Source organism: Curtobacterium pusillum (assembly GCF_007680845.1).
In the GTDB taxonomy this organism is placed as follows: domain Bacteria; phylum Actinomycetota; class Actinomycetes; order Actinomycetales; family Microbacteriaceae; genus Curtobacterium; species Curtobacterium pusillum_B.
The window spans coordinates 302,217-326,409 of record NZ_VEIY01000002.1; the positions used below are offsets into that span (position 1 = coordinate 302,217).

At 72.3% G+C, this 24,193-nt stretch carries 22 protein-coding genes and 1 pseudogene; 16 read left to right on the forward strand and 7 right to left on the reverse strand.

Translation table 11 applies throughout. The features are described 5' to 3' along the window. From FS825_RS18840 to FS825_RS05840, 7 genes and pseudogenes are all read left to right on the forward strand, one after another. Positions 1-1,408 (forward strand): annotated as a pseudogene (locus tag FS825_RS18840) (hypothetical protein); the annotation flags it as partial. A gap of 89 nt (positions 1,409-1,497) precedes the next feature. Next, complete coding sequence (locus FS825_RS05815; protein ID WP_144711523.1) at positions 1,498-2,370, forward strand: hypothetical protein; 873 nt, start codon at positions 1,498-1,500, stop codon at positions 2,368-2,370. Between the two features lie 61 nt (positions 2,371-2,431). Continuing rightward, the gene (locus tag FS825_RS05820) at positions 2,432-3,367 is read left to right on the forward strand and encodes a hypothetical protein (protein ID WP_144711524.1); all 936 of its coding nucleotides are present in this window, start codon (positions 2,432-2,434) and stop codon (positions 3,365-3,367) included. Positions 3,368-3,380: 13 nt separating this feature from the next. After that, entirely contained in the window at positions 3,381-3,611 is a 231-nt protein-coding gene (locus FS825_RS05825) for a hypothetical protein (RefSeq protein WP_144711525.1), read from the forward strand. 649 nt (positions 3,612-4,260) lie between these two features. Then, complete coding sequence (locus FS825_RS05830) at positions 4,261-4,593, forward strand: hypothetical protein (RefSeq protein ID WP_144711526.1); 333 nt, start codon at positions 4,261-4,263, stop codon at positions 4,591-4,593. Positions 4,594-4,802: 209 nt separating this feature from the next. Beyond that, positions 4,803-5,771, forward strand: a complete 969-nt coding sequence (locus tag FS825_RS05835) for a hypothetical protein (RefSeq protein WP_144711527.1) — start codon at positions 4,803-4,805, stop codon at positions 5,769-5,771. 101 nt (positions 5,772-5,872) lie between these two features. After that, positions 5,873-7,123, forward strand: a complete 1,251-nt coding sequence (locus tag FS825_RS05840) for an Nramp family divalent metal transporter (RefSeq protein ID WP_144711528.1) — start codon at positions 5,873-5,875, stop codon at positions 7,121-7,123. 124 nt (positions 7,124-7,247) lie between these two features. Here FS825_RS05840 and FS825_RS05845 read toward each other — a convergent pair whose 3' ends face one another. Then, positions 7,248-7,550, reverse strand: a complete 303-nt coding sequence (locus FS825_RS05845) for a DUF427 domain-containing protein (RefSeq protein ID WP_144711529.1) — start codon at positions 7,548-7,550, stop codon at positions 7,248-7,250. Between the two features lie 41 nt (positions 7,551-7,591). Then, positions 7,592-8,200, reverse strand: coding sequence for a 2-phosphosulfolactate phosphatase (locus tag FS825_RS05850; RefSeq protein WP_260981031.1), 609 nt, complete (start codon positions 8,198-8,200; stop codon positions 7,592-7,594). Positions 8,201-8,296: 96 nt separating this feature from the next. Between FS825_RS05850 and FS825_RS05855 the strand changes: the two genes are divergently transcribed. After that, positions 8,297-8,929, forward strand: coding sequence for a GNAT family N-acetyltransferase (locus FS825_RS05855; RefSeq protein WP_144711530.1), 633 nt, complete (start codon positions 8,297-8,299; stop codon positions 8,927-8,929). Between the two features lie 25 nt (positions 8,930-8,954). Here FS825_RS05855 and FS825_RS05860 read toward each other — a convergent pair whose 3' ends face one another. Continuing rightward, positions 8,955-9,716: a carbonic anhydrase gene (locus tag FS825_RS05860; RefSeq protein ID WP_144711531.1), complete on the reverse strand. Its 762-nt coding sequence runs from the start codon at positions 9,714-9,716 to the stop codon at positions 8,955-8,957. Between the two features lie 45 nt (positions 9,717-9,761). Between FS825_RS05860 and FS825_RS05865 the strand changes: the two genes are divergently transcribed. The 3 genes from FS825_RS05865 (at position 9,762) to FS825_RS05875 (ending at position 11,369) form a co-directional block, all read left to right on the forward strand. After that, entirely contained in the window at positions 9,762-10,253 is a 492-nt protein-coding gene (locus FS825_RS05865; protein ID WP_144711532.1) for a hypothetical protein, read from the forward strand. 170 nt (positions 10,254-10,423) lie between these two features. Then, on the forward strand, positions 10,424-10,993 hold the full coding sequence (locus FS825_RS05870; RefSeq protein WP_144711858.1) for a DUF1684 domain-containing protein: 570 nt from the start codon (positions 10,424-10,426) through the stop codon (positions 10,991-10,993). 10 nt (positions 10,994-11,003) lie between these two features. Then, a complete protein-coding gene (locus FS825_RS05875; protein WP_144711533.1) occupies positions 11,004-11,369 on the forward strand; it encodes a GntR family transcriptional regulator in 366 nt (121 codons plus the stop codon). An 18-nt stretch (positions 11,370-11,387) separates the two neighbouring features. Here FS825_RS05875 and FS825_RS05880 read toward each other — a convergent pair whose 3' ends face one another. Then, positions 11,388-12,260 (reverse strand): endo alpha-1,4 polygalactosaminidase, encoded by an 873-nt coding sequence (locus tag FS825_RS05880; RefSeq protein ID WP_144711534.1) that lies wholly within the window; start codon positions 12,258-12,260, stop codon positions 11,388-11,390. 234 nt (positions 12,261-12,494) lie between these two features. Here FS825_RS05880 and FS825_RS05885 point away from each other — a divergent pair, with 234 nt between their 5' ends. Together FS825_RS05885 and FS825_RS05890 are read left to right on the forward strand one after the other, a co-directional pair. Next, a complete protein-coding gene (locus tag FS825_RS05885) occupies positions 12,495-14,114 on the forward strand; it encodes a DEAD/DEAH box helicase (RefSeq protein WP_144711535.1) in 1,620 nt (539 codons plus the stop codon). Positions 14,115-14,253: 139 nt separating this feature from the next. Further along, positions 14,254-14,457: a CsbD family protein gene (locus tag FS825_RS05890; RefSeq protein ID WP_144711536.1), complete on the forward strand. Its 204-nt coding sequence runs from the start codon at positions 14,254-14,256 to the stop codon at positions 14,455-14,457. A gap of 545 nt (positions 14,458-15,002) precedes the next feature. On the opposite strand, the gene FS825_RS05895 is transcribed toward FS825_RS05890, so the two are convergent. Beyond that, positions 15,003-15,545, reverse strand: a complete 543-nt coding sequence (locus tag FS825_RS05895; RefSeq protein ID WP_144711537.1) for an NUDIX hydrolase family protein — start codon at positions 15,543-15,545, stop codon at positions 15,003-15,005. A 144-nt stretch (positions 15,546-15,689) separates the two neighbouring features. Here FS825_RS05895 and FS825_RS05900 point away from each other — a divergent pair, with 144 nt between their 5' ends. Further along, positions 15,690-16,313 (forward strand): NADPH-dependent F420 reductase, encoded by a 624-nt coding sequence (locus FS825_RS05900; RefSeq protein WP_144711538.1) that lies wholly within the window; start codon positions 15,690-15,692, stop codon positions 16,311-16,313. A 47-nt stretch (positions 16,314-16,360) separates the two neighbouring features. On the opposite strand, the gene FS825_RS05905 is transcribed toward FS825_RS05900, so the two are convergent. Together FS825_RS05905 and FS825_RS05910 are read right to left on the reverse strand one after the other, a co-directional pair. Next, on the reverse strand, positions 16,361-17,554 hold the full coding sequence (locus tag FS825_RS05905) for an MFS transporter (protein WP_144711539.1): 1,194 nt from the start codon (positions 17,552-17,554) through the stop codon (positions 16,361-16,363). Between the two features lie 143 nt (positions 17,555-17,697). Then, a complete protein-coding gene (locus FS825_RS05910; protein WP_260981033.1) occupies positions 17,698-18,363 on the reverse strand; it encodes a PadR family transcriptional regulator in 666 nt (221 codons plus the stop codon). Positions 18,364-18,524: 161 nt separating this feature from the next. Here FS825_RS05910 and FS825_RS05915 point away from each other — a divergent pair, with 161 nt between their 5' ends. Beyond that, positions 18,525-23,315: an ATP-dependent helicase gene (locus FS825_RS05915; RefSeq protein WP_144711540.1), complete on the forward strand. Its 4,791-nt coding sequence runs from the start codon at positions 18,525-18,527 to the stop codon at positions 23,313-23,315. A 92-nt stretch (positions 23,316-23,407) separates the two neighbouring features. Then, entirely contained in the window at positions 23,408-24,187 is a 780-nt protein-coding gene (locus FS825_RS05920) for an Fpg/Nei family DNA glycosylase (protein ID WP_144711541.1), read from the forward strand. Positions 24,188-24,193: the final 6 nt, after the last annotated feature.

A 24,193-nucleotide genomic window follows, 5' to 3' on the forward strand; every position in this document is an offset into this window, starting at 1 on the left:
CGCTCCGGTCGACCACCGTGGCAGCGCTCCCGCGGACACGACGGCGACCGAAGCGACGACGTCTGCCGACACGGCCGCCTCGCACGACACGACGGGCGTCGACGGACCCACCCACCAGGCGGGGCCCGATGCGGCGCACCATCCGGCGGCGGACACGATGCACGACGGAGGCAGCGATCCGACGCGCCCGACCGACGCGGCGACCGCGCCCCACGACACCTCCGACATGACCGCGCCCCCCACGGCTGACCTCGCGTCGACCGAGGCGCACGTCCAGGCGGACACATCGACGCCGACCGACCACGGCACAGGTCATGAGGCTGACGTCGCGACCGACCCCCACGCCACGCACGCGGATGCTGTCCCTGTCCGCACCACCCCCGACACCGCGACCGGTGCGCATGCCGACGCCGGCACCGCACACGCACCGGCAGACTCCAGTACTGCGGCCGCAGGTGCCGGAGCCGCAGTCGCGGCGCACGCTCCGACCACTCCGGGTGCGCAGTTCCGAGCGGACTGGGAGGCATCGCACGGTCGCCCGTGGGAGCCCCAGTACCCACCGGGCGCCGCACGTCCGAGCCAGACGGTGCCGCTCAGCCCGTCGACCGACCAGGTCCTCGCTCAGCACGGTATGACCCGTGCCGACTACGACCACCTCGTCTCGCGCCCCCTCGACGAGCTCGATGCGTCGGAACTCCACACCGCCGTCTCGATCCGCGACGCCGCCCCGGGGTTCCAGCCGAATGAGACGTTCCAGAAGGTCGTGAACCCCGGCGACGTCATGGGCACATTCAAGGTTGACTTCCGGCACCTCGCGGGAGACGACCTCGCCGACGTGTTCGACGGCGTCAGCCCGAGGGATCCGAACTTCAATCCGTACGGCCCGGTCCAAGTGATGGGCGGCTTCGTGGCTCGGTTCGACGACGTGGCCCACCTCGGCCACGGCGACCTCTACGGCAACCTCGGTCTCGGCTACGACGGCACGATGTTCTCGCGGAGCGGCTCGGAACCCATCTTCGCCGTGCGTGCGCAGCTCGATCAGGCCAGCATCTCGGGTCTGCGAGTGGAGAACGACATCGCGAAGGACTTGTCGAACAGGTTCGGCGTCGGCAGTTCTGACGGTGGCGCCGCGTGGGACGCCGCGACCCCGGCGCAGCGGCGCGACCTGATGATCGATCGCGGGCTGCAGATCGGTGACGGACAGCGCTACTTCGACGCGGCGGATCCGAGCAACCCGTACCGCGGTAACGGCTGGGCCGGTGAAGGCTCGCTCGCCGTGCCGGAGTCGACGCTGCAGATCTCGCAGCTGTCTGACGGAGCCGAGATGTGGCGATACAACTCCGACGGCACGCAGGATGTCGTCGCCGTCATGGACAACGGCCACTGGGTCGTCCTCGACACGAAGTGACCGGCAGGAGCCCCAGAGCGGGGGAGCGCGAGGTGGACGTCCGGGCGTTCCTGGGGACCGTCCCGGTCCGGGTGACCGAGGAGCACGGCGTGACCGTCGTGCGCGGCAGTGCGGACCCGTCGGCCCTCAGACCGTTCGGCCTCTCGGTGACCGACCAAGGCGGGGCGTTCCGGCTGGAACTGGAGGATCCCGGCCTGGTCAGGTCCGTGACGACCCGCACGAGTTTCCTCGGACTCTCCGACAGCGGGGTCGCCGTCGAGCCGTCCACGACGGATGAACGGACCGATCCGGTGTCGTTCCGGACGCTCCGTGCAGTGGACGTGTCCGGCGCAGCGTGGGAGGTCCTGGGCGAGCGCGACGACGAGTGCCTCGCGACGCCGCACGGGCTCGATGCTATCGACCAAGTCCTCGTCGGGTCGCCACGTGGAGGCGTGCGCGTCCGTGCACGTGCAGGCCTGAGGATGGTCGGGACCATGCAGTCGGAGTGGAGCGGCGACGGACAGACGGTGCTGCCTGCCGGGCCGATGACCGAATGGCACGGTCGGGCGTACGGTCTCGCTCCCGGGTTCGAGAACCGCACGATCGGGTCGATGCCGCCGCCGTTCCGCATCGCTCCGGGCGCCACCGGCCTGCTGCTGCGCAGCCCTGCGGACCTCGCTGCCGCGTTCGCGACGGGTGCTCGCAGGCTCGACACCACGGTGGTCGAGGTGCCCACCGACGAGTGCGGCCCGGTCTCCGAGGTCCGGACGACCGCCAGGTGGAACGGTCTGCCGGTCGAGCTGGCGCAGCCGTACCTCGTGTGGCGCGACCGCGGCCGTGCCGTCGTGCTCGGGACCGGAACACGACCCGACAGCCGGACCCTCGAGACGGCTCCGTTGGAGTTCTTGCCTCCGTCCGGCGATCGTTGGGCGGTCGCCGTCGCGGTGACGGACCTCACGGACGTGCTGGAGGAACGGGTGTGACCACCACGACGCCCACGGGCGCCGTTTCACTACGCTGGAGGTCCACGACAGGAGGGGTGCCATGGCGGACACGGTGATCGCGCAGAAGGCACTGACGCCGCAACTCAGCGCGGCGTTCGCGAGCGGACGTGCCGACCGGATCGCCGGGTACGTCGTCCCGGTGGCTGCCGTCGACGGCGCGCAGGGCCCTCGAGATCTCATCGACGTGCACGGGCTGGCCTACCCGGGCTCGCCCTTCGACGCCTCCGCACCGATCGACGTCCTGCGCTTCCCCGTCACTTCCGAGCTCTTCGTGGAGACCGCCCGAGGTGGGAACGACGCACGGACCGCCGCTGCCCTCGGCCGGTGGTGGGTGGACCACCCGCCGTTCACGGGCAACGGTTTCGTCGCGACGACTGACTCCGTCGTGCCGCTCTCGTGGATGCCCTCGCACCGCCCGCCCTACGGCACCGAGATGTGGCGCTACGAGCCGACCGGTCAGGTGGTCTTCATGGCTCGCTATGCCGGAGCGCACGTCGGCTGGGTGTACCGCGAGGAACTCGAGCGGCACCGTCGTGTCCGGCCCCGCCAGGTCTCGGTCTTCTCGGGCGGCATCGCCGTGCACCGGGGCATGCAGTACGTCGCGGACCGTCTCGACGGCGGGTCGCACACCGCGCTGATCCGTCAGGACCGCACCGCCGAGGCAGACGGCTTCACCCAGTCGAGCCCGGGTGTGTGGAGCAGCGTCGTGCCGACCGCCGAGGTCGAGGACTACTACGAGCTGGACTGCCGAGTCCACTGGAACGGCCTCGAGCTGCGGCTCGCCGACCAGGTCCGCACCGAGTCGGGCACGGGTGCCACGGTGGCGATCTCACTGCAGCACGACTACCGGCTGAACGAGGGGCTCCGGCTCACGAAGCTCGACGCGGACTGGTACGAAGCGACCCTGCCGCTCAACGCGGTCGACCAGGCCGAGGTGCGACAGACGCGCGTCCCCGGCTGGCCCGGCGCTGTCTGAGGATGCGGACACGGTGGCGGACCCTCGCACCGTCCTCGGCTCGACCGCCTGCGCGTGGGCAGGGGGCGAGCTGGTGGCGACCGGCCGTCTCGGCCTCCTCGTTGCGGGCGATGACCACGTGATCGTCCGCGATGCCGTCCCGGTCTCCATCCCCCGAGCCGGGCTCCGGATCGTCGAGCGGCGCACGACAGGGTGGTGGAACGGCATCGCGGTCGACGCGTCCGAGGCCGTGACGGCGGACTGAGCCTGTTCGGTACCGTCTCCAGGGACGGCCCACCGCTCCCCACAGGAGTCGAGGAAGAACGCGGACGGTTCACCGCCCACGGCGTCGACGGGAGTGCGCTCGTGGCCATCCGGTCCTTCACCGACGAGCTGCGCTTCGATGCATCGTGCGACGAGGAAGCGCTCGGCCCCTTCGCCGGGGAAGCGGCACTCCGCAGCTTCGACGTGGTGCCGACCTCCTCGTCCGCGCCGCTCGACGGCGTCGTCGTCGGGCTCGACGGGACCCCGGCGGCCCCGGGTACCGACCGCGGTTGGCGACGCCAGCTCGGCGAGCACCAAGAGCGGCCGGCCGAGCGACTCCGATCGGTCGAGCGCAGCGTCCTCACCGCGGTGAGCTCCTCCGAGGGTCGGCCCGGCGGCGCACGGGCGTTCGGTGAGTTCTGGTCGACGACCAGGTCGATCTGTTCTGGTCGGACACCTCGGGGTTCGTGCGGACCGCCGACGTCACTCGCCGGTGGGACTCGACGGACGGCCTCACCGCGATCCTGGCCGGGACGTACCTGCACACCGCGGACGGGTGGTTCCCGGGGACGATCGGCGATGGGCAGACGGTGCTGCACGTCTGGTCACCGACCGCGCCGGATCCGAGCTGGACCATCCTGTCCTCGGACGTGCTGACCGAGCGGTCACGAGCGGACAAACGGATCGCCCGAGACGCGGTCGACCGCCATCTCACGATCCGGACGACCGCGCGGGTCGGCGACGTGTCGGTGATCGTCGACGAGCCCTGGAACGTCGAACAGTCGGCGACGCTGGAGGTCCGGGCGGCGGACGGGAGGGCGAGGGCTGTCCGTGCGGAGGACGGAGCCACACTCCGTTTCGTTCGACGAGGTGACCGAGCGACAGCGCGCGTCCGACCGACCGACCTCGTCGGACTCGAGTCCGACGTCGTCGGCAGCGACGGCACTCGGACGCACCCGAGCGCAGGGCCGGGGAGACGATGAGGGCTCGGAACCGCGGTGACGTCGACCTGGTCGGTGTTCCCATGACCCGACACCTCCAGCACACTCTCGACGGGGAGGCGACAGCGCGTCGCCCGTTCTCGGACGGCAACGAACGATTGCTCCAGGGTGAGAGCGCGGACGCGCTCGTGACGGATGGGCCTCCGGAACACCTCCAGCGGGACATCACCGGCTGGTGGAGGGGTCTCCACGTGTCGGTGCATGTCATCGACGATCGCGTCACCGTCACCGGAGCCGGAGACCCTGGCTGGCTGCGCGCGGTCGGCGTGGTCCCTGCGGACGAGCGGTCCGGTCAGTTCCGGCACGAGGTGGACGACCCCGCCGAGCTCGATGGCCTGCGGAACGTCGAGTCCGTCGCGGACTGGGCGGCCTCGCAGAACACGTTCGGACCGGCGACGAAGGAGGGCGTGCTCCTTGCCGGCCTCGATCCACACCCGCCGTTGACGACGGCTCCGCGGATCGTTTGGACTGCCCGCGACGGGACGGAGGTCGACGGTCCGGTCGAGTGGCACCGGGGACTCGGGTACCTGCTCGACACGCCCGTCGACGTCCTCTGGTCACAGGGCGACGACTGCTGGGTGACCGTCGCGGACACATCACCGCTCGCGCGACGTGGTCAACGCATCATCGATGTACCGTTCGGCCCGATGTACCGGGGCCGAACCGCGTTCTGGGCGCCGCGAGCTGCAATCGGGCCGATCGCCCCGTACCGGATGACGGTCGCGCAAGCAGGTCCGGCCGAGATCCTGCGTGGCAGGTACGCGTGCGTGAACGGCAGTTGGCGTCCCGTTGACGGATCCAACGCGGCGGTCCTCGGCGACGAACGAGTTCCGCTGGTCATCCAGACGGTGTCGCCGTTGCCGGAACGCGTCGGCGACGAGTTCGTGTTCGCTCTGCGGGCCCCGCGAGACGAGGACGAGATCGGCGGATCTCGGACCGTCGGCTCGGTGGCCGTCGTCGAGGGAGAGGACGTGGAGGTCGCCGAGCCGTACTCCTCGTGGAACGGGACCGATGTCCTGCGCGTCTTCTCCGATGGTCTGCTCGGTGCCACCGCCGACGACGGGTTCGATCGCCGGCTCGCGGAGCGTGCTGGCCGGCAGATCGCGTCCGTCCGAAGCTTCGAGGTGGAGGTGGTCCGCACCGTTCCGCACGACCAGTAGGCCCGTGGGACGGACGCTGCAGAGCAACGACGGGCTCGCGATGTGCACATCCGTCGAAAACAAGAATTCGGCACGCCGAATCCTCTGGCACACTGGTCCTCATGACCGACACCGCCGCCCGCCCCACCGAGGCCACCTCGCCTCGGAAGCGCGCCGCCGGTCTCACCCTCCTCGGCCCCGCGTTCGTCGCGGCGATCGCGTACGTGGACCCCGGCAACGTCGCCGCGAACCTCACCGCCGGCGCGAAGTACGGCTACCTCCTGCTCTGGGTCCTCGTCGCCGCCAACGCCAGCGCCGTCGTCGTGCAGTACCTCTCCGCCAAGCTCGGCGTCGTCACCGGCAAGTCCCTCCCGGAGCACCTCGGTCTCCGCATGAAGCGAACGCCGCGGCTGCTGTTCTGGGCGCAGGCCGAGATCGTCGCGGCCGCCACGGACATCGCCGAGGTCATCGGCGGCGCGCTCGCCCTGCACCTGCTGTTCGGGCTGCCGCTCGTCGCCGGCGGGCTCATCACCGGCGTGGTGTCGATGCTCCTCCTCACGCTGCACAACCGCCGCGGCACCCGCACGTTCGAGGCCGTGGTCACCGCGATGCTCGCGATCCTCACGATCGGGTTCTGCGCGGGACTGCTCTTCGCGCACGTCTCGCCCGGCGAACTCCTCGCCGGCGTGGTGCCGCGCTTCGAGGGCTCCGAGTCGGTGATGCTCGCCGCGTCGATGCTCGGGGCGACGGTGATGCCGCACGCGGTCTACCTGCACTCCGCCCTGGCGCGCGACCGGCACGGTGACGTCCCGGCCGGACCCGAGCGCCGCCGCGTGCTCGTCGCGACGCGGTGGGACGTCGGGCTGGCGCTGATCGTCGCCGGTGGCGTGAACATCTCCATGCTCGTGCTGGCGGCGGCGACCCTGCCCGGTGTCCCGGGCACGGACTCGATCCCGGGAGCGCAGGCCGCGATCGCGACCCACGTGGGGCCGACCGTCGGCGTGCTCTTCGCGGTGGGGCTGCTCGCGTCGGGACTCGCTTCGACCTCGGTCGGCTGCATGGCCGGCGCGGAGATCATGCACGGCCTGTTGCACGTCCGGGTGCCGCTCGTCGTGCGGCGGATCGTGACGCTGGTGCCGGCGATCGTCCTGCTCGCGGTGAACGCCGACGCGACGATGCTGCTCGTGGTGAGCCAGGTCGTGCTGAGCTTCGGGATCGCGTTCGCGATCGTGCCGCTGGTGGTCTACACCTCACGGCGGAGCGTGATGGGCGCGGACGTCAACGCGATGACCACCCGCGTCGTCGCGGGGGTCATCGCGCTGGTGATCGTCGCGCTCAACGTCGCGCTCGTGGTGCTCACGCTGGCCGGCTGAGGCCCCACCGAGCGCCACGCGCCGCCGCCCGGGTCGAACCACGGAACCGACGTCGAACCGGGCCCGCGGCCTGGTTCGACGTCGGAAACGTGGTTCCACACGCGCCACGCGCGCCCGTCACGCGTCACTCGACGACGCGCACGCCCTTCCAGAACGCCACGTACCCCGAGTAGTCCTTGCCCACGCGGTCGAACGACGAGGGGATCGGCGTCGGGTACGACCACGCGTTGTCCTGCAGCGCCTGCCCGTCGACGTTCACGGTGTAGTACTGCGTGTCGCCCTTCCACGGGCAGTGGTACTGGGTGGGGCTCTCGGTAAACAGCTCGGACTTCACGCTCGACGGCGGGAAGTACCAGTTGCCCTCGATCTGGATGAGGTCCTCCTGCGGGGCCTCGGCGATCACGGTGTCTCCGACGACTGCCTTCATGGCGTGCTCCTTCGCTCGTGCTTCGGGTGACGTCCGGAACGCTACGCGCGCGTGTTCGATTCCCGCAGGGTGACGAGCTCACCGTCCGCGGCGAGCGCCGCGTGCACGTCGGCCGGTCCGAGCGCGGCAGCAGCCTCCGAGGCGCTCACCAGGTGCTTCACCGCCCGCCGCAGCCCCGTGTACGCCGCGCAGGCCGCCGCTGCTTCCGGCGAGGTGTGGTCGATCCCGACCTCGGCGAGCGCGTCGACGAGGGCGCCGGCAGCGAGGAGGTCCTCGACCGCGAAGTCCGGAGCGTCCGGCACGTCGGCGGCTTCGCCCGCCGCCTCGGCCGCGTCGTCACCGGGTGCGTGGTGGCGTCCGGCGGCGACGATCGCGACGACGCACCGGTCACCGCGTTCGGCCTGGAGGCGCGTCACGCGTTCCGCCACGGCGCGCGCGTTCCCGAGGTGGCCGAGCACGACCTCCGGACCGTCCGGCAACTGCGAGGCGAGGGAGCGCAGTTCCCGTCGACGGTCGCCGTCGTCACGTCCGGCGCGGGCCGGCAGGACGTCGACCCAGACGAGCAGGTGGGTGTCGGGAGCGATGCGTGCCGCTCCCCCGGTCCCCCAGGCGAAGCGGACCTGGTACTTCTGCTGCGTGCGTGCTGCCACCCGAGCCACGATAGCCGCCGCCAGGTCCCTGATCTTTTCCACAGGTCACCCGGCGTCAGCGATCCGGCCCGGTCGGCGACCGTAGGATTCCATGCCATGGAGATCGCCCCCGCACCCACCCTGACCGGCGACCGCGTGACGCTCGAGCCCCTCGCTCCGGAGCACGCGGACGACCTCCGGGCGGCGGTCGCGGACGGCGATCTCTGGCGCACCTGGTACACCTCGGTCCCGGCTCCGGCGCAGGTCGACGACGAGATCGACCGACGTCTGGCGGAACAGGCAGCGGGGCGCATGGTGCCGCTCGCGGTGCGTGACCGCCCGACCGGTCGGGTGGTCGGTTCCACGACGTTCCTGAACCTCGACACCGGCAACCGTCGGGCGGAGATCGGCGCCACCTTCCTGTCGAAGTCCACCCAGCGGTCGGGCGTGAACACCGAGGCGAAGCTCCTCATGCTGTCCCACGCGTTCGACGTCTGGCAGTGCATCGCGGTCGAGTTCCGGACGCACTGGCACAACCTGCAGTCGCGGGCGGCGATCGCGGCCCTCGGGGCGAAGCAGGACGGCGTCCTCCGGAACCACTCGATCGGCCGCGACGGCACCCTGCGGGACACCGTGGTGTTCTCGATCATCGCGTCGGAGTGGCCGACCGTGCGACTCTCGCTGGCGGAACGCCTCCGTCAGCACGACCGGGCGGAAGGTTCCCGCCGCCGGTCCGCCCGGCACGCCTGACCGCCCCGCCCCGCCCCGGCGCGCGTCAGAGCTCGTGACGCACGGTCCGGTCGCCGGTGGGCTGTGTCGGTCGTGCGTTCTCGACGTGCGCTGCCTCGAGCGCGGCGAGCTGGTCCGGGCCGAGTTCGATCGGCTCCTCGAGCACGATCCACCGCACCCCCTCGGTGCACGGCGGCGTGGTGAGGGAACCCTCGTACGTCACGAAGGAGCGCGACTCCGGCAGCATCGCCTCGACGACCACGGTGCTGGCGCGTCCAGCGCCGGACGTCGCGCCGGCGAGGTAGCTGTCGTACGCGGCGTTGTGCCGACCGCGCTCGGCGAGGACCCCGACGACGGTGAGGTCGCCGCGTGCATCGGCGTGGACGAAGTGGAACTCGGCGGCCGAGGCCTCGCCGCGGACGGTGTGCTCGGACCCGGCGTGGAAGTGCAGCTGCACGAGCTGCAGGTCGTCGCCGCCGATCGTGGTCGTCGCGCCGTCGTCCGCGGTGAACTGCACCGTGTGCCCGTTGTCGGCCGTCACGCCGCGCACCGGACCGGTACCGATCAGGTCGAGCGCTGCCCCGCGCTCCGGCGCCGGCAGGTCGATCGGGGACTGCCGCTTCCCGGAGGAGCACGGCGCGTAGTCCTCCGCCAGGTCACCCCAGCTGTCGGGCCCCTCGGCACCGACGTAGGACCACGCTGATCCGGGGTCGTGCGGGGCCGTCTCGGGCGTCGCCGGCGAGCAGCCCGCGAGGGTGGCGACGAGTGCAGCGGGCAGGACGAGGAAAGCGTACGGAAGGGATCGCATGCCGAGAAGTGTGACATATCAGTTGGCGCGAGTACCGTCGGCGCCATGCACGTCGGCCTCCGGATCACCCTCGACGCACCGGTCGACGCCGTGCGCGATGCCCTGCTCTCCCCGGCGGTCATGGTGGCGGTGACGAAGCCGTTCCTCGTGTACCGGTCCCGCGACCCGAACGGGTTCCCCGCACGCTGGGTGCCCGGGCAGCCGCACCCGATCACGGCGAGCGCGTTCGGGGTCGTCCCGAGCGGCGACACGCACGTGGACCTCGACCTCTACGACGTCCAGGGTGTCCCCGTGCAGCGCGACAACGGGGGCGGGACGAGCGGCCTCTTCGGACGGATGACCATGCAGCACCGGATGGCGACGGTCGACCTCGGGGACGGTCGCACCCTCCTCGTCGACCGACTGAGCTACCGGATGCGTCCCGCGGTGCTCGGCGTCCTGCTCTGGCCGGGGATGTGGGTGATCTGGCAGTGGCGCGCGCTGCGGATGCGACAGCTCGCACCCGAGTGGCGGCGACCACGTCGGGCCGCGGCCTGACCGACGGAGCCGCACCGCGCCTCCAGGCCGACACCTGCGGATCGGCCGGGACCCGCGAGTCCTGGTGCTCGCCGACGGACCGGGCGTACGCTCGGAGCGTGAGCCAGACGCCCCCGCCGGCAACCGACGACCGCGTGCACAGCACGCTCGCCACCGTGGACTGGCGGCGCATGACGTTCGACCTGTACCGCCGAGTGCGGGCGACGACCGATCCGGAGACCGCCCACGCGATGTGGCGCGAGACGCGGGACGCGATGTTCGGGGAGCACCCCGCGAGTCCGCTCCTCGACGAGGACGCCCGCGACTTCGAGTCGCTCCCCGTCCCGGACTACGACCCCGCATGGCGCTTCCGGGCCCGCATCGAACCCGCCGAACTGACGGCGATGGACGTCGAGACCGGGACGGACGGCATCGTGCACTTCGAGCGGCTCGGGGTCGTGACCCTGGCCGGCATCGGCACCCTCGACGTGTGGTCGCACGGCGGGTACGCGGGCGGGGTGTTCATCCCCGTCAAGGACGCCAGCGCGGGGAAGGCCCGCGGGACCTACGGCGGCGGGCGCTACCTCCTCGACACGATCAAGGGCGCGGACCTCGGCGGTGACGACGGCGAGCTCGTGCTCGACTTCAACTTCGCCTACAACCCGTCGTGCGCGTACGACCCCGCCTGGGCGTGCCCGCTCGCCCCTCCGGGCAACACGGTCGCGGTCCCGATCCCCGTCGGCGAGCAGTACGACTTCTAGGGTGGTGCACATGAGCGGGACGGGCCTGGTGGCTCTCGACGTCGGTGGCCGGGTGCCGCCGTTCGAACAGGTGCGGTCGCAGATCGCGGCGCAGATCACCGCCGGCTACCTGGTGGACGGAGCTCGGCTGCCGAGTGTCCGGGGCCTCGCGGACGAGCTCGGGCTCGCGGCGGGGACGGTCGCGAAGGCCTACCAACTCCTCGAGGAGTCCGGTCTCGTGCAGACCGCCCGCGGCGCCGGGACCCGGGTGGTCCGGCCGGCGGAGGTGCCGGAACCGGTGACGGACGCCGCGCGGGCCCTGGCCCTCGCCGCGCGGGACGCCGGACTGTCGGCGGACCAGGCCGTGGCGGCGCTGCGGGAGGTCTGGCCAGCCTGACAGCCGGCCCCGCGTGCGTCAGCAGTGCTCGAACACGTAGTCGTCGCTCGACGGCGTGACGAGGTCCCGGTCGCGGAGGATCGTCATGGCCGGGCGGTCGTCGCCGGCGCAGACCGACGACCACGACCGGTCGGTCTCGTCCGAGTACTCGATGTCGATCACGTGCTCCCCGTAGGCCTTCGTGTAGGCCGAGCACTCCTGGTAGTGCACGCACTCCTCGGCGACGACGAAGTCGAACCCCGTGGTCTTCCGCCCCGAGGCCCCGAGCTGCGGCGTGTTCTTCTGCCCGACGGCGAGCCCGTGGTCGTGCCCCGCCGCGACCAGTGCCGACGCCAGCGCGAGGTTGTCCGTCCGGGTGAGCGCACCGTGCGAACGGGTCCACGAGTCGAGGTTGTCGAACTCCACCGCGTCGAACCCGCGGTCGGCGCACCGGGTGATCGACCTCGTCAGGACGGTCACGATCTCCGTCCGCTTCGCCGCGGTCGAGGTGTCGAGCAGCATCTCGTCCGGCCAGCCCGGGTCGGACACGGGCTGGCCGTCGTCGTCCCGCAGCAGGGCGGCGGGGTGATCCCGCTTCCACATCGACGCGTCGTCCGGCTGCGTCTGGAAGCCGTTGACGTAGCAGATCGAGTACTTCCCGGCGGCCGGGTGGTCGGTGCTGTCCCGCTCCACGATCGTCACGCCGGACGGGGGCGTGTACCCGCCGCCGAGCTGGTAGTCGGGGATCCCGGACGTCGGCAGGTTCTCGTACGTGTGGGGAGCCCCAGACCCGCCCGCCGCAGACCCGCCGGCCGAGGACCCGCCGGACGAGGGCTGCGCAGTGCATCCGGCGAGCCCGACCACCGCCACCGCAGCCATCGCGATCCCCAGCAGGACGATCCGTTCTCGCACGCGGGAATCCTCGCACGCTATGATGGACGTACTCGAGGCGCCGATCGCCTCGTGCGTCGTACGGACGCCCCGAACTCCCGACCGCTCGTTGGTCGATGATCGAGCACCTCCCGAAGGTGCCCAGGCTTCTCTGCTGCGGCGACTGCGCCAGCCACACCCGTTGGCGCGCATCCCGCCCGCGCGCTGCCTCGCAAGTGCGCCCACAGCCGGTGAACTCCGGCTCGAAAGGTCACCATGACCACCGAAGACATCCGTTTCTCCGACCTCGGCGTCCCCGCCCCCATGGCCGCCGTCCTCGCCCAGCAGGGCAAGGAGACCGCGTTCCCCATCCAGGCGGACACGCTCCCCGACTCACTCAAGGGCAAGGACGTGCTCGGCCGTGGCCGCACCGGCTCCGGCAAGACCATCGCCTTCGCGATCCCGCTGGCCGCCCGCCTCGCGGCGAACCCGCGTCAGCGCCGCGCCGGCCGCCCGCGTGCACTCGTGCTCGCCCCGACCCGTGAGCTCGCGACGCAGATCGACGCGACGCTCGCTCCCCTCGCCAAGGCGATGGGCCTCAACACCACGACCATCTTCGGCGGCGTCGGTCAGGGTCGTCAGGTCGACGCCCTCCGCGGCGGGGTCGACGTGGTCGTCGCCTGCCCGGGCCGCCTCGCCGACCTCATGCAGCAGGGGCACGTCAAGCTCGACGCCATCGAGGTCACCGTCCTCGACGAGGCCGACCACATGGCCGACATGGGCTTCCTGCCCGGCGTGACGAAGATCATGCAGGCGACGCCCGAGCAGGGGCAGCGTCTGCTGTTCTCCGCGACGCTCGACAACGGCGTGGACAAGCTCGTCAAGAAGTTCCTGCACAACCCGGTGATGCACTCCGTCGACGACGAGACCAGTCCCGTCGAGGCCATGACGCACCACCTGTTCGAGGTCGCCGACGCCGACGCGAAGAAGGACCTCGTCCGGACGCTCGCCTCGGGCACCGGCCGCCGCATCCTGTTCATGCGCACGAAGCACCACGCCAAGCGCCTCGCGAAGCAGCTCTCCAGCCAGGGCATCCCCGCTGTGGACCTGCAGGGCAACCTGTCGCAGGGCGCCCGTGAGCGGAACCTCGCGAAGTTCTCCTCCGGCGAGGCCCTCGTCCTCGTCGCAACCGACGTCGCCGCCCGTGGTGTGCACGTCGACAACGTCGAGCTCGTCGTGCACGTCGACCCGCCGACCGAGCACAAGGCGTACCTGCACCGCTCCGGCCGCACGGCCCGTGCGGGTTCGTCGGGCGACGTCGTCACGGTGACGATGCCCGCCGAGCGTCGCGACGTCGCGCAGATGATGCGTGCCGCCGCGATCAAGGTCACGCCGCAGCAGGTCACCGCGAACTCGCCGGCCGTCACCACGCTCGTCGGCGAGGTCGCTCCGGTCCGCCACGTCGAGGAGCAGCCCGTCCAGCAGCAGCGTCAGCGTCAGCCCCGCGCGGCCGAGTCGGCCGGTGACGGTGGCGGTCGTCGCCGTGGTCGCGGCGGTCGGTCTGGAGGCGCGGCGCAGGCCCCGCAGGCAGCCACCGCTGGCAGCTCGTCGCGTTCGGGCGGCCGCCGTGGCGGCGCCGCAGCCGGCGCTGGTCGCGGCGACGCCGTGAGCTCGACCGGACGCGGTGCCTCGCAGGGCGCCGGTGCCGGTGCCGGCGGACAGCGTCGGGGCGGCGGCAGCCGTCGCGCCTCGAACGACGGCGTCCGCGGTGGGTCCGCCCCGGTCTGGTCGTCCGACGGTGGCTACGCCGCCGGTCGTGGAGCCGGCTCCGAGTCGGGCTCTGGCGCACGTCGTGGCTCGCGCCGCGCCTCCCGTCCCGCCGGTTCCGCTCGCTGATCCGGTCCCGACGCTCCTGAGCCAGGGGGACAACCTCCACGTCGGCTCGGAACGCTGGCCCTCGCGGGCGTACCGTACTGGTCACCGGAGGCCGCGCGAGTGGCCGACGGGGAAACGTCCGCTGTTGGAAGGAGTGCCTATGGCTGGGATCGAAGACATCAAGAACGCCGCTGAGAAGGCGGCAGGCAAGGTCAAGGAAGCCGTCGGCAACACGACGGACAACGACCGCCTGAAGACCGAAGGTCAGACCGACCAGGCCAAGGCCTCGGCCAAGCAGGGCGTCACCGACGTCAAGGACGCCGCTCACGGCGTCGCCGACAGCTTCAAGAGCGAGAACAAGTAAGCCGGTCGAGTACCGCGCTGCGAAGCCCCCGGGTCCGTTCGGACCCGGGGGCTTCGTCGTGCGCGGGCCCGAGGCGCCCGGGCGGTCCGCCGAGCGGGCACGACACGCCGCCGTCGTCCGCCGAGCGGGCACGTTCTGCTGCGCGGGGTGGCCGAGCGTGACCCATGTTGCCCGCTCGCACACGCGCGCTGCGGGCGGGACGGACGCGCACGGCCTGGGGGTCGGGCGGCCCGGCGCCGCGCGGCCGGCCGTCCGTTCGCCGAGCGGGCGGAACACGCCGCGCGGCGTCCGCCGAGCGGGCGGAATCTGCTGCGCGGGGTGGCCGAGCGGGACCGATGTTGCCCGCTCGCGCGCGGGCGTGCGGGCGGCGGCACGGACGCGCACGGCCCGGGCGGCGCGCGGACTGGGCGCCGCGTGGCGTCCGCCGAGCGGGCGCAACACGCCGCGTGGCGGCCGCCGAGCGGGCGGGATCTGCTGCGCGGGGTGGCCGAGCGGGACCGATGTTGCCCGCTCGCGCGCGGGCCGGCGGCGGCGGGCGCCGCAGGCTAGTGCAGGACGCCGACCGAGGCGAGCCCGGCCCGCAGGAGTGCGCCGCGACCGCCCTCCATCTCGTCCGCCACCGCGTCGGACGCCGCCTCCATCGGGCTCATCCACGTGAGCTCGAGGGCGTCCTGCCGGGGCTCGCACGTCCCGGTCACGGGGACGACGTACGCCAGCGAGATCGCGTGCTGCCGCTCGTCGGTGTAGACCGAGGCGCCGGGCAGCGGGAAGTACTCGGCCACGGTGAACGGCGTCGGGCTGGACGGCAGCTGCGGGAACGCCATCGGCCCGAGGTCCTTCTCGAGGTGTCGGAAGAGTGCCGTGCGGATCGACTCACCGAACATCACCCGCCCGGAGACGAGGGTCCGGGCGATCGAGCCGCTCGGGGACACCCGGAGGAGCACACCGACCTCGGTCACAGCACCGAGGCCGTCCGTGCGGACGGGGATCGCCTCGACGTAGCAGATGGGCAGTCGACGACGGACGTTCGCGAGTTCCTCGTCGGACAGCCAGCCGGAGTCGGGGTCGGGGGTGCGCAGCGAGGCCATGCACCGTGTCTACCAGGCGCCACGGCGAGTTCGGCGGAACGCGCGGGACTTGTGGATGGATACCGTTGTCCACGTGGCTCCTCCGAGCTCCGAGGCCTCGACGAGGTCGTTCCCGCTGCCTGCGAACCGAAGGAAGGACGACGGATGAAGATCGCCGTGCTCGGAACGGGACGCTTCGCGACGGACCTCGCGCCGGCACTCGCCGACGCCGGGCACAGCGTCACGTTCGGTTCTCGGACTCCACGAGACCGGGGCGAGCTCCCCGGCGAGATCGTCAGCGTCAGCGAGGCGGTCTCCGGTGCCGAGCTGGTCGTGAACGCCCTGCCGGGTCTCGTCGCCCTCGAGCTGCTGCCAACGTTCGGCGCGGAGCTCCAGGGGAGGGTCCTGCTCGACGCGAGCAACGCGTTCGACGACGAGGGCGGGCTCGTGTTCCCGAACTCGAGTGTGGGCGAGCGACTCCAGGAAGTGCTCCCGGGCGTCCACGTCGTGAAGGCCTTGAGCAACATGGCCGGCTACGTGGCTGCGGACCCGGCTTCGCTCGCCGGCGCGACGACGGCCTTCCTGGCGGGGGACGACGATACGGCGAAGCTCCTCGTCAGGAGTGTCCTCGAGTCCATCGGCTGGTCGGACGAGTCACACATCGACCTCGGCGGCATCACGGCGGCGCGAGCCATCGAGCACACGGGCCTGCTCTTCTGGGCGCTGGTGGCGAAGTACCGAACCGGCGAGTTCAACCTGGCCGTCGTCCGGACGCCCGGGGCGTCCTGACCGGTTCCGGCACGTTCCAGGCCCGGGCCCCGGTGCAGCGACGGCGATCAGGAGGAACTCGTCGCGGTCCTGCCGCGCCGCGCTCTGGTGGCGACCGAGGGCGCGAGAGCGAACGCCGCCCCGATGAGCTGGAGCGCGCCGGCGACGACCAGGATCCCGCTCAGTCCGCCCAGGGTGAGGACGACGCCGCCCAGCGTCGAACCCAGAGCGATGGACAGCTGCAGGAACGTCACGAGGACGGCGGAGCCGGCCTCCGGCTCCTCGGGGGTCGGCGAGATCGTCCACGTCTGGAGCATGAACGGGATCCCGCCCCAGAGCAGCCCCCAGACGACCACGAAGGCGATCGCCAGCCAGGAGCGCCCCGCGAGGAACGGCATGACCAGGAACACGACGCCGACGAGGGCCGCAGTCACGGCGTAGAGCCGCGGGAGCGACATCCGGACCCGCGGCGCGATGAGGTTCCCCACCAGGCCGACGACGCCGTAGACGAGCAGGACGACACTCGACCCTTCGGGCGTCAGGGTCCCGATCCGCGTGAGGTAGATGCTGATGTACGTCTGGACCATCAGCTGCGCGGTGAACCCGATCGCGGTCACGATGAGCACGGCACGTGAGTTCGTCCGCCGCACCACGTCGACCAGATCACTCGCCGTCACCCGTGAGGCAGTCGCGATCGACGGCAACCACACCAGTTGCAGGACGAGCACGATCGCTCCGACGACGGCTGCCCCGATGAACACGGTGCGCCACCCCGACAACGCTGCGACCACCTGCCCGATCGGCAGCCCGAGCACCGTGCCGGCCGAGATCCCCGCGAGGACGATCGACGTCGCCACCTTCGCCTGCTCGGGCGTGGCGAGGCGGACTCCGAGGCTCGGGCCGACGGCCCAGAACCCTCCGAGCGCGAGCCCGACCAGGACCCGAGCCGCGAGGAGGACCGCGAAGTCCGGCGCGAGCCAGGTGATGACGTCCGACAGGACGAGGAGCGCGGTCAGGGCGAGGACGAGTCTGCGACGATCCAGTCCGCGGACGAGCGTCACCACCACGGGCGCTGCGAGGCCCGCCACGAGTCCGGGGACGAGGACGATGGCACTGGCGGCGCCGAGGGTCACGCGGAGGTCGCTCGAGACGTCCGCGAGCATCCCGACCGGGAGGAACTCGGCGGAGACGATGGCGAACGCGCCGAGGCCGAGTGCCGCGACCGCTCGCCAGTTGGTCCGTCGGTCCGCCTGGTCGGTCATGGCTGCCTCTTCTCGTCGGACGTCACCAGCATCCCGACGGCCGGGCCCGGTGTCATCCGTGAGATGACGTAGGTCGCGGAACGACGACGGACGGGAGGCGCGGTGCCAGCTGGCACCGCGCCTCCCGTCCCGTTCTGGTCGCGTCAGTCCGCGAGGATCTGCAGCAGGTCCTTGCGGAGCTGGTCGACCTTGGCCGTGGCGGCCTTGGCCTGCTCTTCCGTCGCGGTCGTCCGGTACATGTGCAGGACGCCCATGGTCTTCCGGAGCGCCTCGATGAACTCGCGCTGCGCGTCGGGCATGCCCGGCGCCTCGAACGCCGCGGCGATCTCGTCCGCCTTCGCCTCGGCCTCGGCCTTGCCGGCGTCGGTGAGCTCGAAGAGCGTCTTGCGACCGTCGCCCGTGGAGACCACGAGCTCTTCGTCGACGAGCTGCTGGAGCGTCGGGTAGACCGAGCCGGGGCTCGGCTTCCAGGCGCCGCCGGTGCGCTCGGCGATCGTCTTGATCACGGCGTACCCGTTCTGCGGGCCCTCGGCCAGCAGGCCGAGGATCGCGAGGCGGACGTCGCCGCGACGTCGGCGCTCCCGGCCGAAGCCGGGACCCCCGAAGCCGGGGCCGCCGAAGCCCGGGCCGCCGAAGCCGGCGCCGAACCCGCGGCCGAAGCCCGGTCCGAAGCCGCCGCGGCCGCCGTGGTCGTGGTCACCGCGGTCGCGGCCGGGGAAGCCGGCGCCGTGGTGCTGCCGCGCGCCGCCGAAGCGGGGGCCGCGCGGGCGGTGGTCGTTGTGGTTGGTGTCGTCGTCCATGGAGTACATGTCGAGTCCTTTCGGTTGTGCTGAGTCGGCTCGCGATCGGTCTGACTCGATGGTCTTCGTCGTATCGCGATGGGTTAACGATAGATCGGTACGTATCGGCTTGTCAAGGCGTACGTTCCCTCGGTCCGCTGTCGGTGGTGCCGGGCAGGATGGGACGGACCATGACGGACGTCTTCGAGCGCTTCTCCCCCGCGACCGCGGAGTGGTTCCGCGGCGCGTTCGCCGCACCGACCGCGGCACAGGCGGGTGCGTGGGACGCCGTCTCGACCGGCCAGCACGCGCTCGTCATCGCGCCGACCGGATCCGGCAAGACCCTCGCCTCGTTCCTGTGGTCGATCGACCGGCTCATCAGCGCGTCCGACCGGCCGCCCGCGAAGCAGCGCACGCGCGTGCTCTACGTGTCCCCGCTGAAGGCCCTCGGCGTCGACGTCGAACGGAACCTGCGCAGCCCATTGGTGGGGATCACCCAGACCGCCCGACGGCTCGGGCTCGAGCCGCCGGACGTCACCGTCGGGGTGCGGAGCGGTGACACCCCGTCCTCCGACCGACAGCGGCTCCTGCGGCAGCCGCCGGACATCCTCATCACGACGCCGGAATCCCTGTACCTCATGCTGACGTCGCAGGCGCGGGAGACCCTCGTGAACGTCGACACGGTCATCGTCGACGAGGTCCACGCCGTCGCCTCAACCAAGCGCGGTGCGCACCTGGCCGTGTCGCTCGAACGGCTCGACGACCTGCTCGACAAGCCCGTGCAGCGGATCGGACTCTCCGCGACGGTGCGGCCGCCGGAAGAAGTGGCACGCTTCCTCGGTGGCCGGGCACCCGTGACGATCATCGCTCCGCCGGCGCAGAAGACCTTCGACCTGAAGGTGGTCGTGCCGGTCGACGACATGGCCGAGCTCGGCGCCCCGCCGGTCGGCGCCGACGCGACCGAGTCACCGACGAACGGGTCGATCTGGCCCCACGTCGAGGAACGCGTGGTCGACCTCATCGAGGAACACCGCTCGACCATCGTCTTCGCCAACTCCCGACGACTGGCCGAACGCCTGACCGCCCGGCTCAACGAGATCCACGAGGAGCGCGCGCTCGCGGCGGCGGGCGACGGCGTGCTCGTGCCGGCGGGAGCGTCCCCGGCGGACGACGGCCTGCCCGCGGCGGGACCCCGCGCCCAGTCGCCGGCACGACTCTCGGCGCACTCGCGGCCGCCGGCACAGATGATCGGCGCCTCCGGCCAGACCGCCGGCGGCGGCTCCGAAGCAGCCGTGCCCGTGCTGGCCCGTGCCCACCACGGGTCCGTGTCGAAGGACCAACGCGCCATCATCGAGGACGACCTGAAGTCCGGGCGACTGCGGTGCGTCGTCGCGACGAGCTCGCTCGAGCTCGGCATCGACATGGGCGAGGTCGACCTCGTCGTCCAGGTCGAGGCACCGCCCTCGGTGGCGAGCGGGCTGCAGCGCGTCGGCCGTGCCGGGCACCAGGTCGGCGAGATCTCCCGCGGTGTCCTGTTCCCGAAGCACCGTGCCGACCTCGTCAACAGCGCGGTGACGGTCGAACGGATGGTGTCGGGGCAGATCGAGTCGATCTCGGTGCCGGCGAACCCGCTCGACGTCCTCGCACAGCACACCGTCGCCGCGGGGGCGATCGACACCGTGGACGTCGAGCACTGGTTCGAGCTCGTCCGGCGCAGCGCTCCGTTCAGCGGGCTGCCGCGCTCGGCGTTCGAAGCGACGCTCGACCTCGTGACCGGGCGCTACCCGAGCGACGAGTTCGCCGAGCTCCGGCCCCGTCTGGTGTGGGACCGCGTGCACGGCACGCTCACCGGTCGCCCCGGCGCACAGCGCCTCGCGGTGACGAGCGGCGGCACGATCCCGGACCGCGGGATGTTCGGCGTGTTCATGGTCGGCGAGAAGGCCTCCCGCGTCGGCGAGCTCGACGAGGAGATGGTCTACGAGTCCCGCGTCGGCGACGTCTTCGCCCTCGGCGCGACGAGCTGGCGGATCGAGGAGATCACCCACGACCGCGTCCTGGTCAGCCCGGCCTTCGGGCAGCCCGGGCGGGTGCCGTTCTGGAAGGGCGACGGCATCGGCCGACCCGCGGAACTCGGCCGTGCCACCGGGGCCTTCGTGCGCGAGGTCGAAGGCGCCTCCGACGAGGACGCCCGCGCCCGCGTGTCGAAGGGCGGCCTGGACGAGCGCGCCGTGACGAACCTGCTGACGTTCCTCCGCGACCAACGCGCGGCGACCGGACACGTGCCGAACGACACCACGCTCGTGGTCGAGCGGTTCCGCGACGAGCTCGGCGACTGGCGGCTCATCCTGCACTCCCCGTACGGCATGCAGGTGCACGCCCCGTGGGCCCTGGCGGTCGGTGCCCGGTTGCGCGAACGGCACGGCATCGACGGCGACGCGATGGCGGCCGACGACGGCATCGTGGTGCGGATCCCCGAGACCGACGCCGAACCACCCGGCGCCGACCTGTTCGTGTTCGAGCGCGACGACCTCGAAGCCCTCGTCACGGACGAGGTCGGGGCATCGGCGCTCTTCGCTGCGCGGTTCCGCGAGTGCGCGGCGCGAGCGCTCCTGCTGCCCCGCCGGAACCCCGGGCAGCGGTCGCCGCTCTGGCAGCAGCGTCAGCGTGCCTCCCAGCTGCTCGAGGTCGCACAGAAGTACCCATCGTTCCCGATCGTGCTCGAGACCGTGCGTGAGGTGCTGCAGGACGTCTACGACGTGCCCGCACTGCTCGGGATCGCCGACGACATCGCCGGCCGACGCATCCGGCTCGTCGAGACCGAGACCGAGCAGCCGTCACCGTTCGCCCGGTCGCTGCTGTTCGGGTACGTCGCGGCGTTCATGTACGAAGGGGACTCCCCGCTCGCCGAACGCCGGGCAGCGGCGCTGTCGCTCGACTCGACCCTGCTCGGCGAGCTCCTCGGCCGCGCGGAACTCCGGGAACTCCTCGACCCCGCGGTCATCACCTCGGTCGAGCGCGACCTGCAGCGACTCTCGCCGGACCGCCGGGCGCGCGACACCGAGGGGATCGTCGACGTCCTGCGACTCGTCGGCGCCCTCGACCTGTCCGAGCTCGTCGACCGCAGCTGGCTCGCCGATGCCGACGACCGGGACGCATCGAGCGAGACGGTCCGCGCGGCACTCGCCGGTCTCGAACGTGATCGCCGCGTCCTGTCGTTCTCGCACGCGGGGACGACACGGTGGGCGGTGATCGAGGACGCGTCCCGCCTGCGTGACGCCCTCGGCGTGCCGCTGCCGATCGGCGTCCCCACGGCGTTCGTCGAGCCCGTGGCGGATCCCCTCGGCGACCTCGTCGGCCGGTACGCCCGGTCACACGGCCCGTTCTCGGCGCAGGACGCCGCTGCTCGCCTGGGCCTGGGCATCGCCGTCGTGCACGACACGCTCCGCCGGCTCGTGGCGGACCGCCGCGTGGTCGAGGGCGAGTTCCGCCCCGACCGCCAGGGCGCGGAGTGGTGCGACGCCGAGGTGCTCCGCCGCATCCGCACGAAGTCGCTCGCGGCGCTCCGGCACGAGGTCGAGCCGGTGTCCCCGGACACCCTCGCGCGGTTCCTGCCCGCCTGGCAGCACGTGCACACGCCCGGGACCCGCGGCGGCCTCCGCGGGGTCGACGGCGTCCTCCAGGTGATCGACCAGCTCGCGGGCGTCGCGCTGCCGGCCAGCTCGTGGGAGACCCTCGTGCTCCCCGCCCGTGTGACGGACTACTCGCCCAGCATGCTCGACGAGCTCACCGCCACGGGCGAGGTCCTCTGGTCCGGTGGCGGCACGCTCCCCGGCAACGACGGGTGGGTCCGGCTGCACCTCGCGGAGAGCGCTGCCACCACCCTCGCCGAGCCCTCCGGCGACGAGACGACCGAGCTGCAGCGGGACGTCCTCGGCGCCCTCGCCGGCGGTGGCGCGTACTTCTTCCGTCAGCTCGGGCAGGCGGTGGGCAGCACGGACGACCAGGCCCTGAGCACCGCGCTCTGGGACCTCGTCTGGGCCGGCCAGATCACGAACGACACGTTCGCACCGCTCCGGGCGATGCTCGGCGGGAAGGCGAAGAGCTCCTCGGCGCCGCGGGCTCGGGCGTACCGGGGCCGTCGTCGGCCGACGATGCCCACGCAGTCCGGGCCGCCGTCGGTCGGCGGCCGCTGGTCGCTGCTCCCCCTGGCGGAGTCGGACTCCACCGTCCGGGCCGCCGCCACCGCCGAGCAACTGCTCGAACGGTACGGCGTCGTGACCCGCGGGGCCGTGCAGGTCGAGGGCGTCCGCGGCGGGTTCGCGGGCGTGTACCGCGTGCTCTCCCGGTTCGAGGAGTCCGGTCGGGCCCGTCGCGGGTACTTCGTCGAGGGGCTCGGCGCCGCGCAGTTCGCGACCGGGCCGACGGTCGACCGTCTCCGGACCTACGCCCGCGACCTTGACGACGACGAACGCGCCGACCCGGACCGGAAGCGGGAGGCACTGACCCTCGCGGCGACGGACCCGGCGAACCCGTACGGCGCGTCCCTCGGGTGGCCGAGCGACGCGCCGGGTGCCGACGGCGCGGACGACGGACGAGGCGCCGGGCCCGCCGGGGCCGGGACCACCGACGTCGCGACCACCGGCAGCACCGGCAGCTCCGGCAGCTCGGGCAGCTCCGGCAGCTCCGGCACCAGGGCCCGTGGACACCGCCCCGGACGGAAGGCCGGAGCACTCGTGACGACGGTCGACGGGAAGCTCGCGGTCTACGTCGAACGCGGCGGGAAGTCGGTGCTCACCTTCACCGACGACCCGGCCGACCTGGCGGTCGCCGCGGCCTCGATCGCCGCGACCGTCCGGGGCGGGTTGCGGAAGCTCTCGGTCGAGCGGGTGGACGGGGAGTTCGTGCTCGAGACGCCGCTCGGTGCGGCGCTCCGCGAAGCCGGGTTCACCGCGACCCCGCAGGGAGTGCGACTCCGTGTCTGACGTCGACGGCACCCGCCCGCGGAGGCGCGCCGATCCCGTCGGGCCGAGCCGCGCCTCCAGTCCGCCCCGCCACCACGCGACGGGGGCGACCCGTGCCTGAGGGCGACACCGTCTTCCGGGCCGCCCGCCGACTGCACACCGCACTCGCCGGCAAGGTCCTCACCCGCAGCGACTTCCGCGTGCCGGCCTTCGCGACCCTCGACCTCGTGGGGCGCACCGTCGACGAGGTCGTGCCCCGCGGCAAGCACCTCCTCCACCGGATCGGCGACCTGACCGTGCACTCGCACCTCAAGATGGAGGGGCGCTGGGACGTCTACGCGCCGGGCGACCGGTGGCGGCGGCCGGCCCACCAGGCGCGGGTGGTCCTCGACGCCGCCGACGTCTCGACGGTGGGGTTCACGCTCGGCGTCCTCGAGGTCGTCCCGCGCGACCAGGAACCTGAGATCGTCGGGTACCTCGGCCCGGACCTGCTCGGACCCGACTGGGACGCCGACCTCGCGCTCGCGAACCTCGTGCGCGACCCCGAGCGCCCGATCGGCTTGGCGCTGCTCGACCAGCGCGTGCTCGCCGGGCTCGGGAACGTGTACCGGAACGAGCTCTGCTTCCTCCGCGGCGTCCTGCCCACCCGGCCCGCGGGCCAGGTGCACGACCCCGCGCGGATGATCGCCCTCGCGAGCCGGCTCATCCTGGCGAACCGGGACCGCAGCGCCCGCGTCACGACCGGCGTGGACCGGCCCGGTCGGCGCTTCTGGGTCTACGGCCGCAAGGGCAAGCCCTGCCTCCGCTGCGGGACGCCGATCCAGTACGGGGAGCTCGGCGAGTCCGAGCTGACCCTGCGGGACACCTACTGGTGCCCGCGCTGCCAGACCTGACCGGTG

Bases quoted from the DNA above. Each gene is read 5' to 3' on its own strand.
- FS825_RS05875 (WP_144711533.1), top strand. From the start codon at position 11,004: ATGAGCGGGACGGGCCTGGTGGCTCTCGACGTCGGTGGCCGGGTGCCG.
- FS825_RS05860 (WP_144711531.1), bottom strand. From the start codon at position 9,716: ATGCGATCCCTTCCGTACGCTTTCCTCGTCCTGCCCGCTGCACTCGTC.
- FS825_RS05905 (WP_144711539.1), bottom strand. From the start codon at position 17,554: ATGACCGACCAGGCGGACCGACGGACCAACTGGCGAGCGGTCGCGGCA.
- FS825_RS05840 (WP_144711528.1), top strand. From the start codon at position 5,873: ATGACCGACACCGCCGCCCGCCCCACCGAGGCCACCTCGCCTCGGAAG.
- FS825_RS05845 (WP_144711529.1), bottom strand. From the start codon at position 7,550: ATGAAGGCAGTCGTCGGAGACACCGTGATCGCCGAGGCCCCGCAGGAG.
- FS825_RS05855 (WP_144711530.1), top strand. From the start codon at position 8,297: ATGGAGATCGCCCCCGCACCCACCCTGACCGGCGACCGCGTGACGCTC.
- FS825_RS05820 (WP_144711524.1), top strand. From the start codon at position 2,432: ATGGCGGACACGGTGATCGCGCAGAAGGCACTGACGCCGCAACTCAGC.
- FS825_RS05900 (WP_144711538.1), top strand. From the start codon at position 15,690: ATGAAGATCGCCGTGCTCGGAACGGGACGCTTCGCGACGGACCTCGCG.
- FS825_RS05915 (WP_144711540.1), top strand. From the start codon at position 18,525: ATGACGGACGTCTTCGAGCGCTTCTCCCCCGCGACCGCGGAGTGGTTC.
- FS825_RS05865 (WP_144711532.1), top strand. From the start codon at position 9,762: ATGCACGTCGGCCTCCGGATCACCCTCGACGCACCGGTCGACGCCGTG.
- FS825_RS05890 (WP_144711536.1), top strand. From the start codon at position 14,254: ATGGCTGGGATCGAAGACATCAAGAACGCCGCTGAGAAGGCGGCAGGC.
- FS825_RS05895 (WP_144711537.1), bottom strand. From the start codon at position 15,545: ATGGCCTCGCTGCGCACCCCCGACCCCGACTCCGGCTGGCTGTCCGAC.
- FS825_RS05885 (WP_144711535.1), top strand. From the start codon at position 12,495: ATGACCACCGAAGACATCCGTTTCTCCGACCTCGGCGTCCCCGCCCCC.
- FS825_RS05870 (WP_144711858.1), top strand. From the start codon at position 10,424: ATGACGTTCGACCTGTACCGCCGAGTGCGGGCGACGACCGATCCGGAG.
- FS825_RS05910 (WP_260981033.1), bottom strand. From the start codon at position 18,363: ATGTACTCCATGGACGACGACACCAACCACAACGACCACCGCCCGCGC.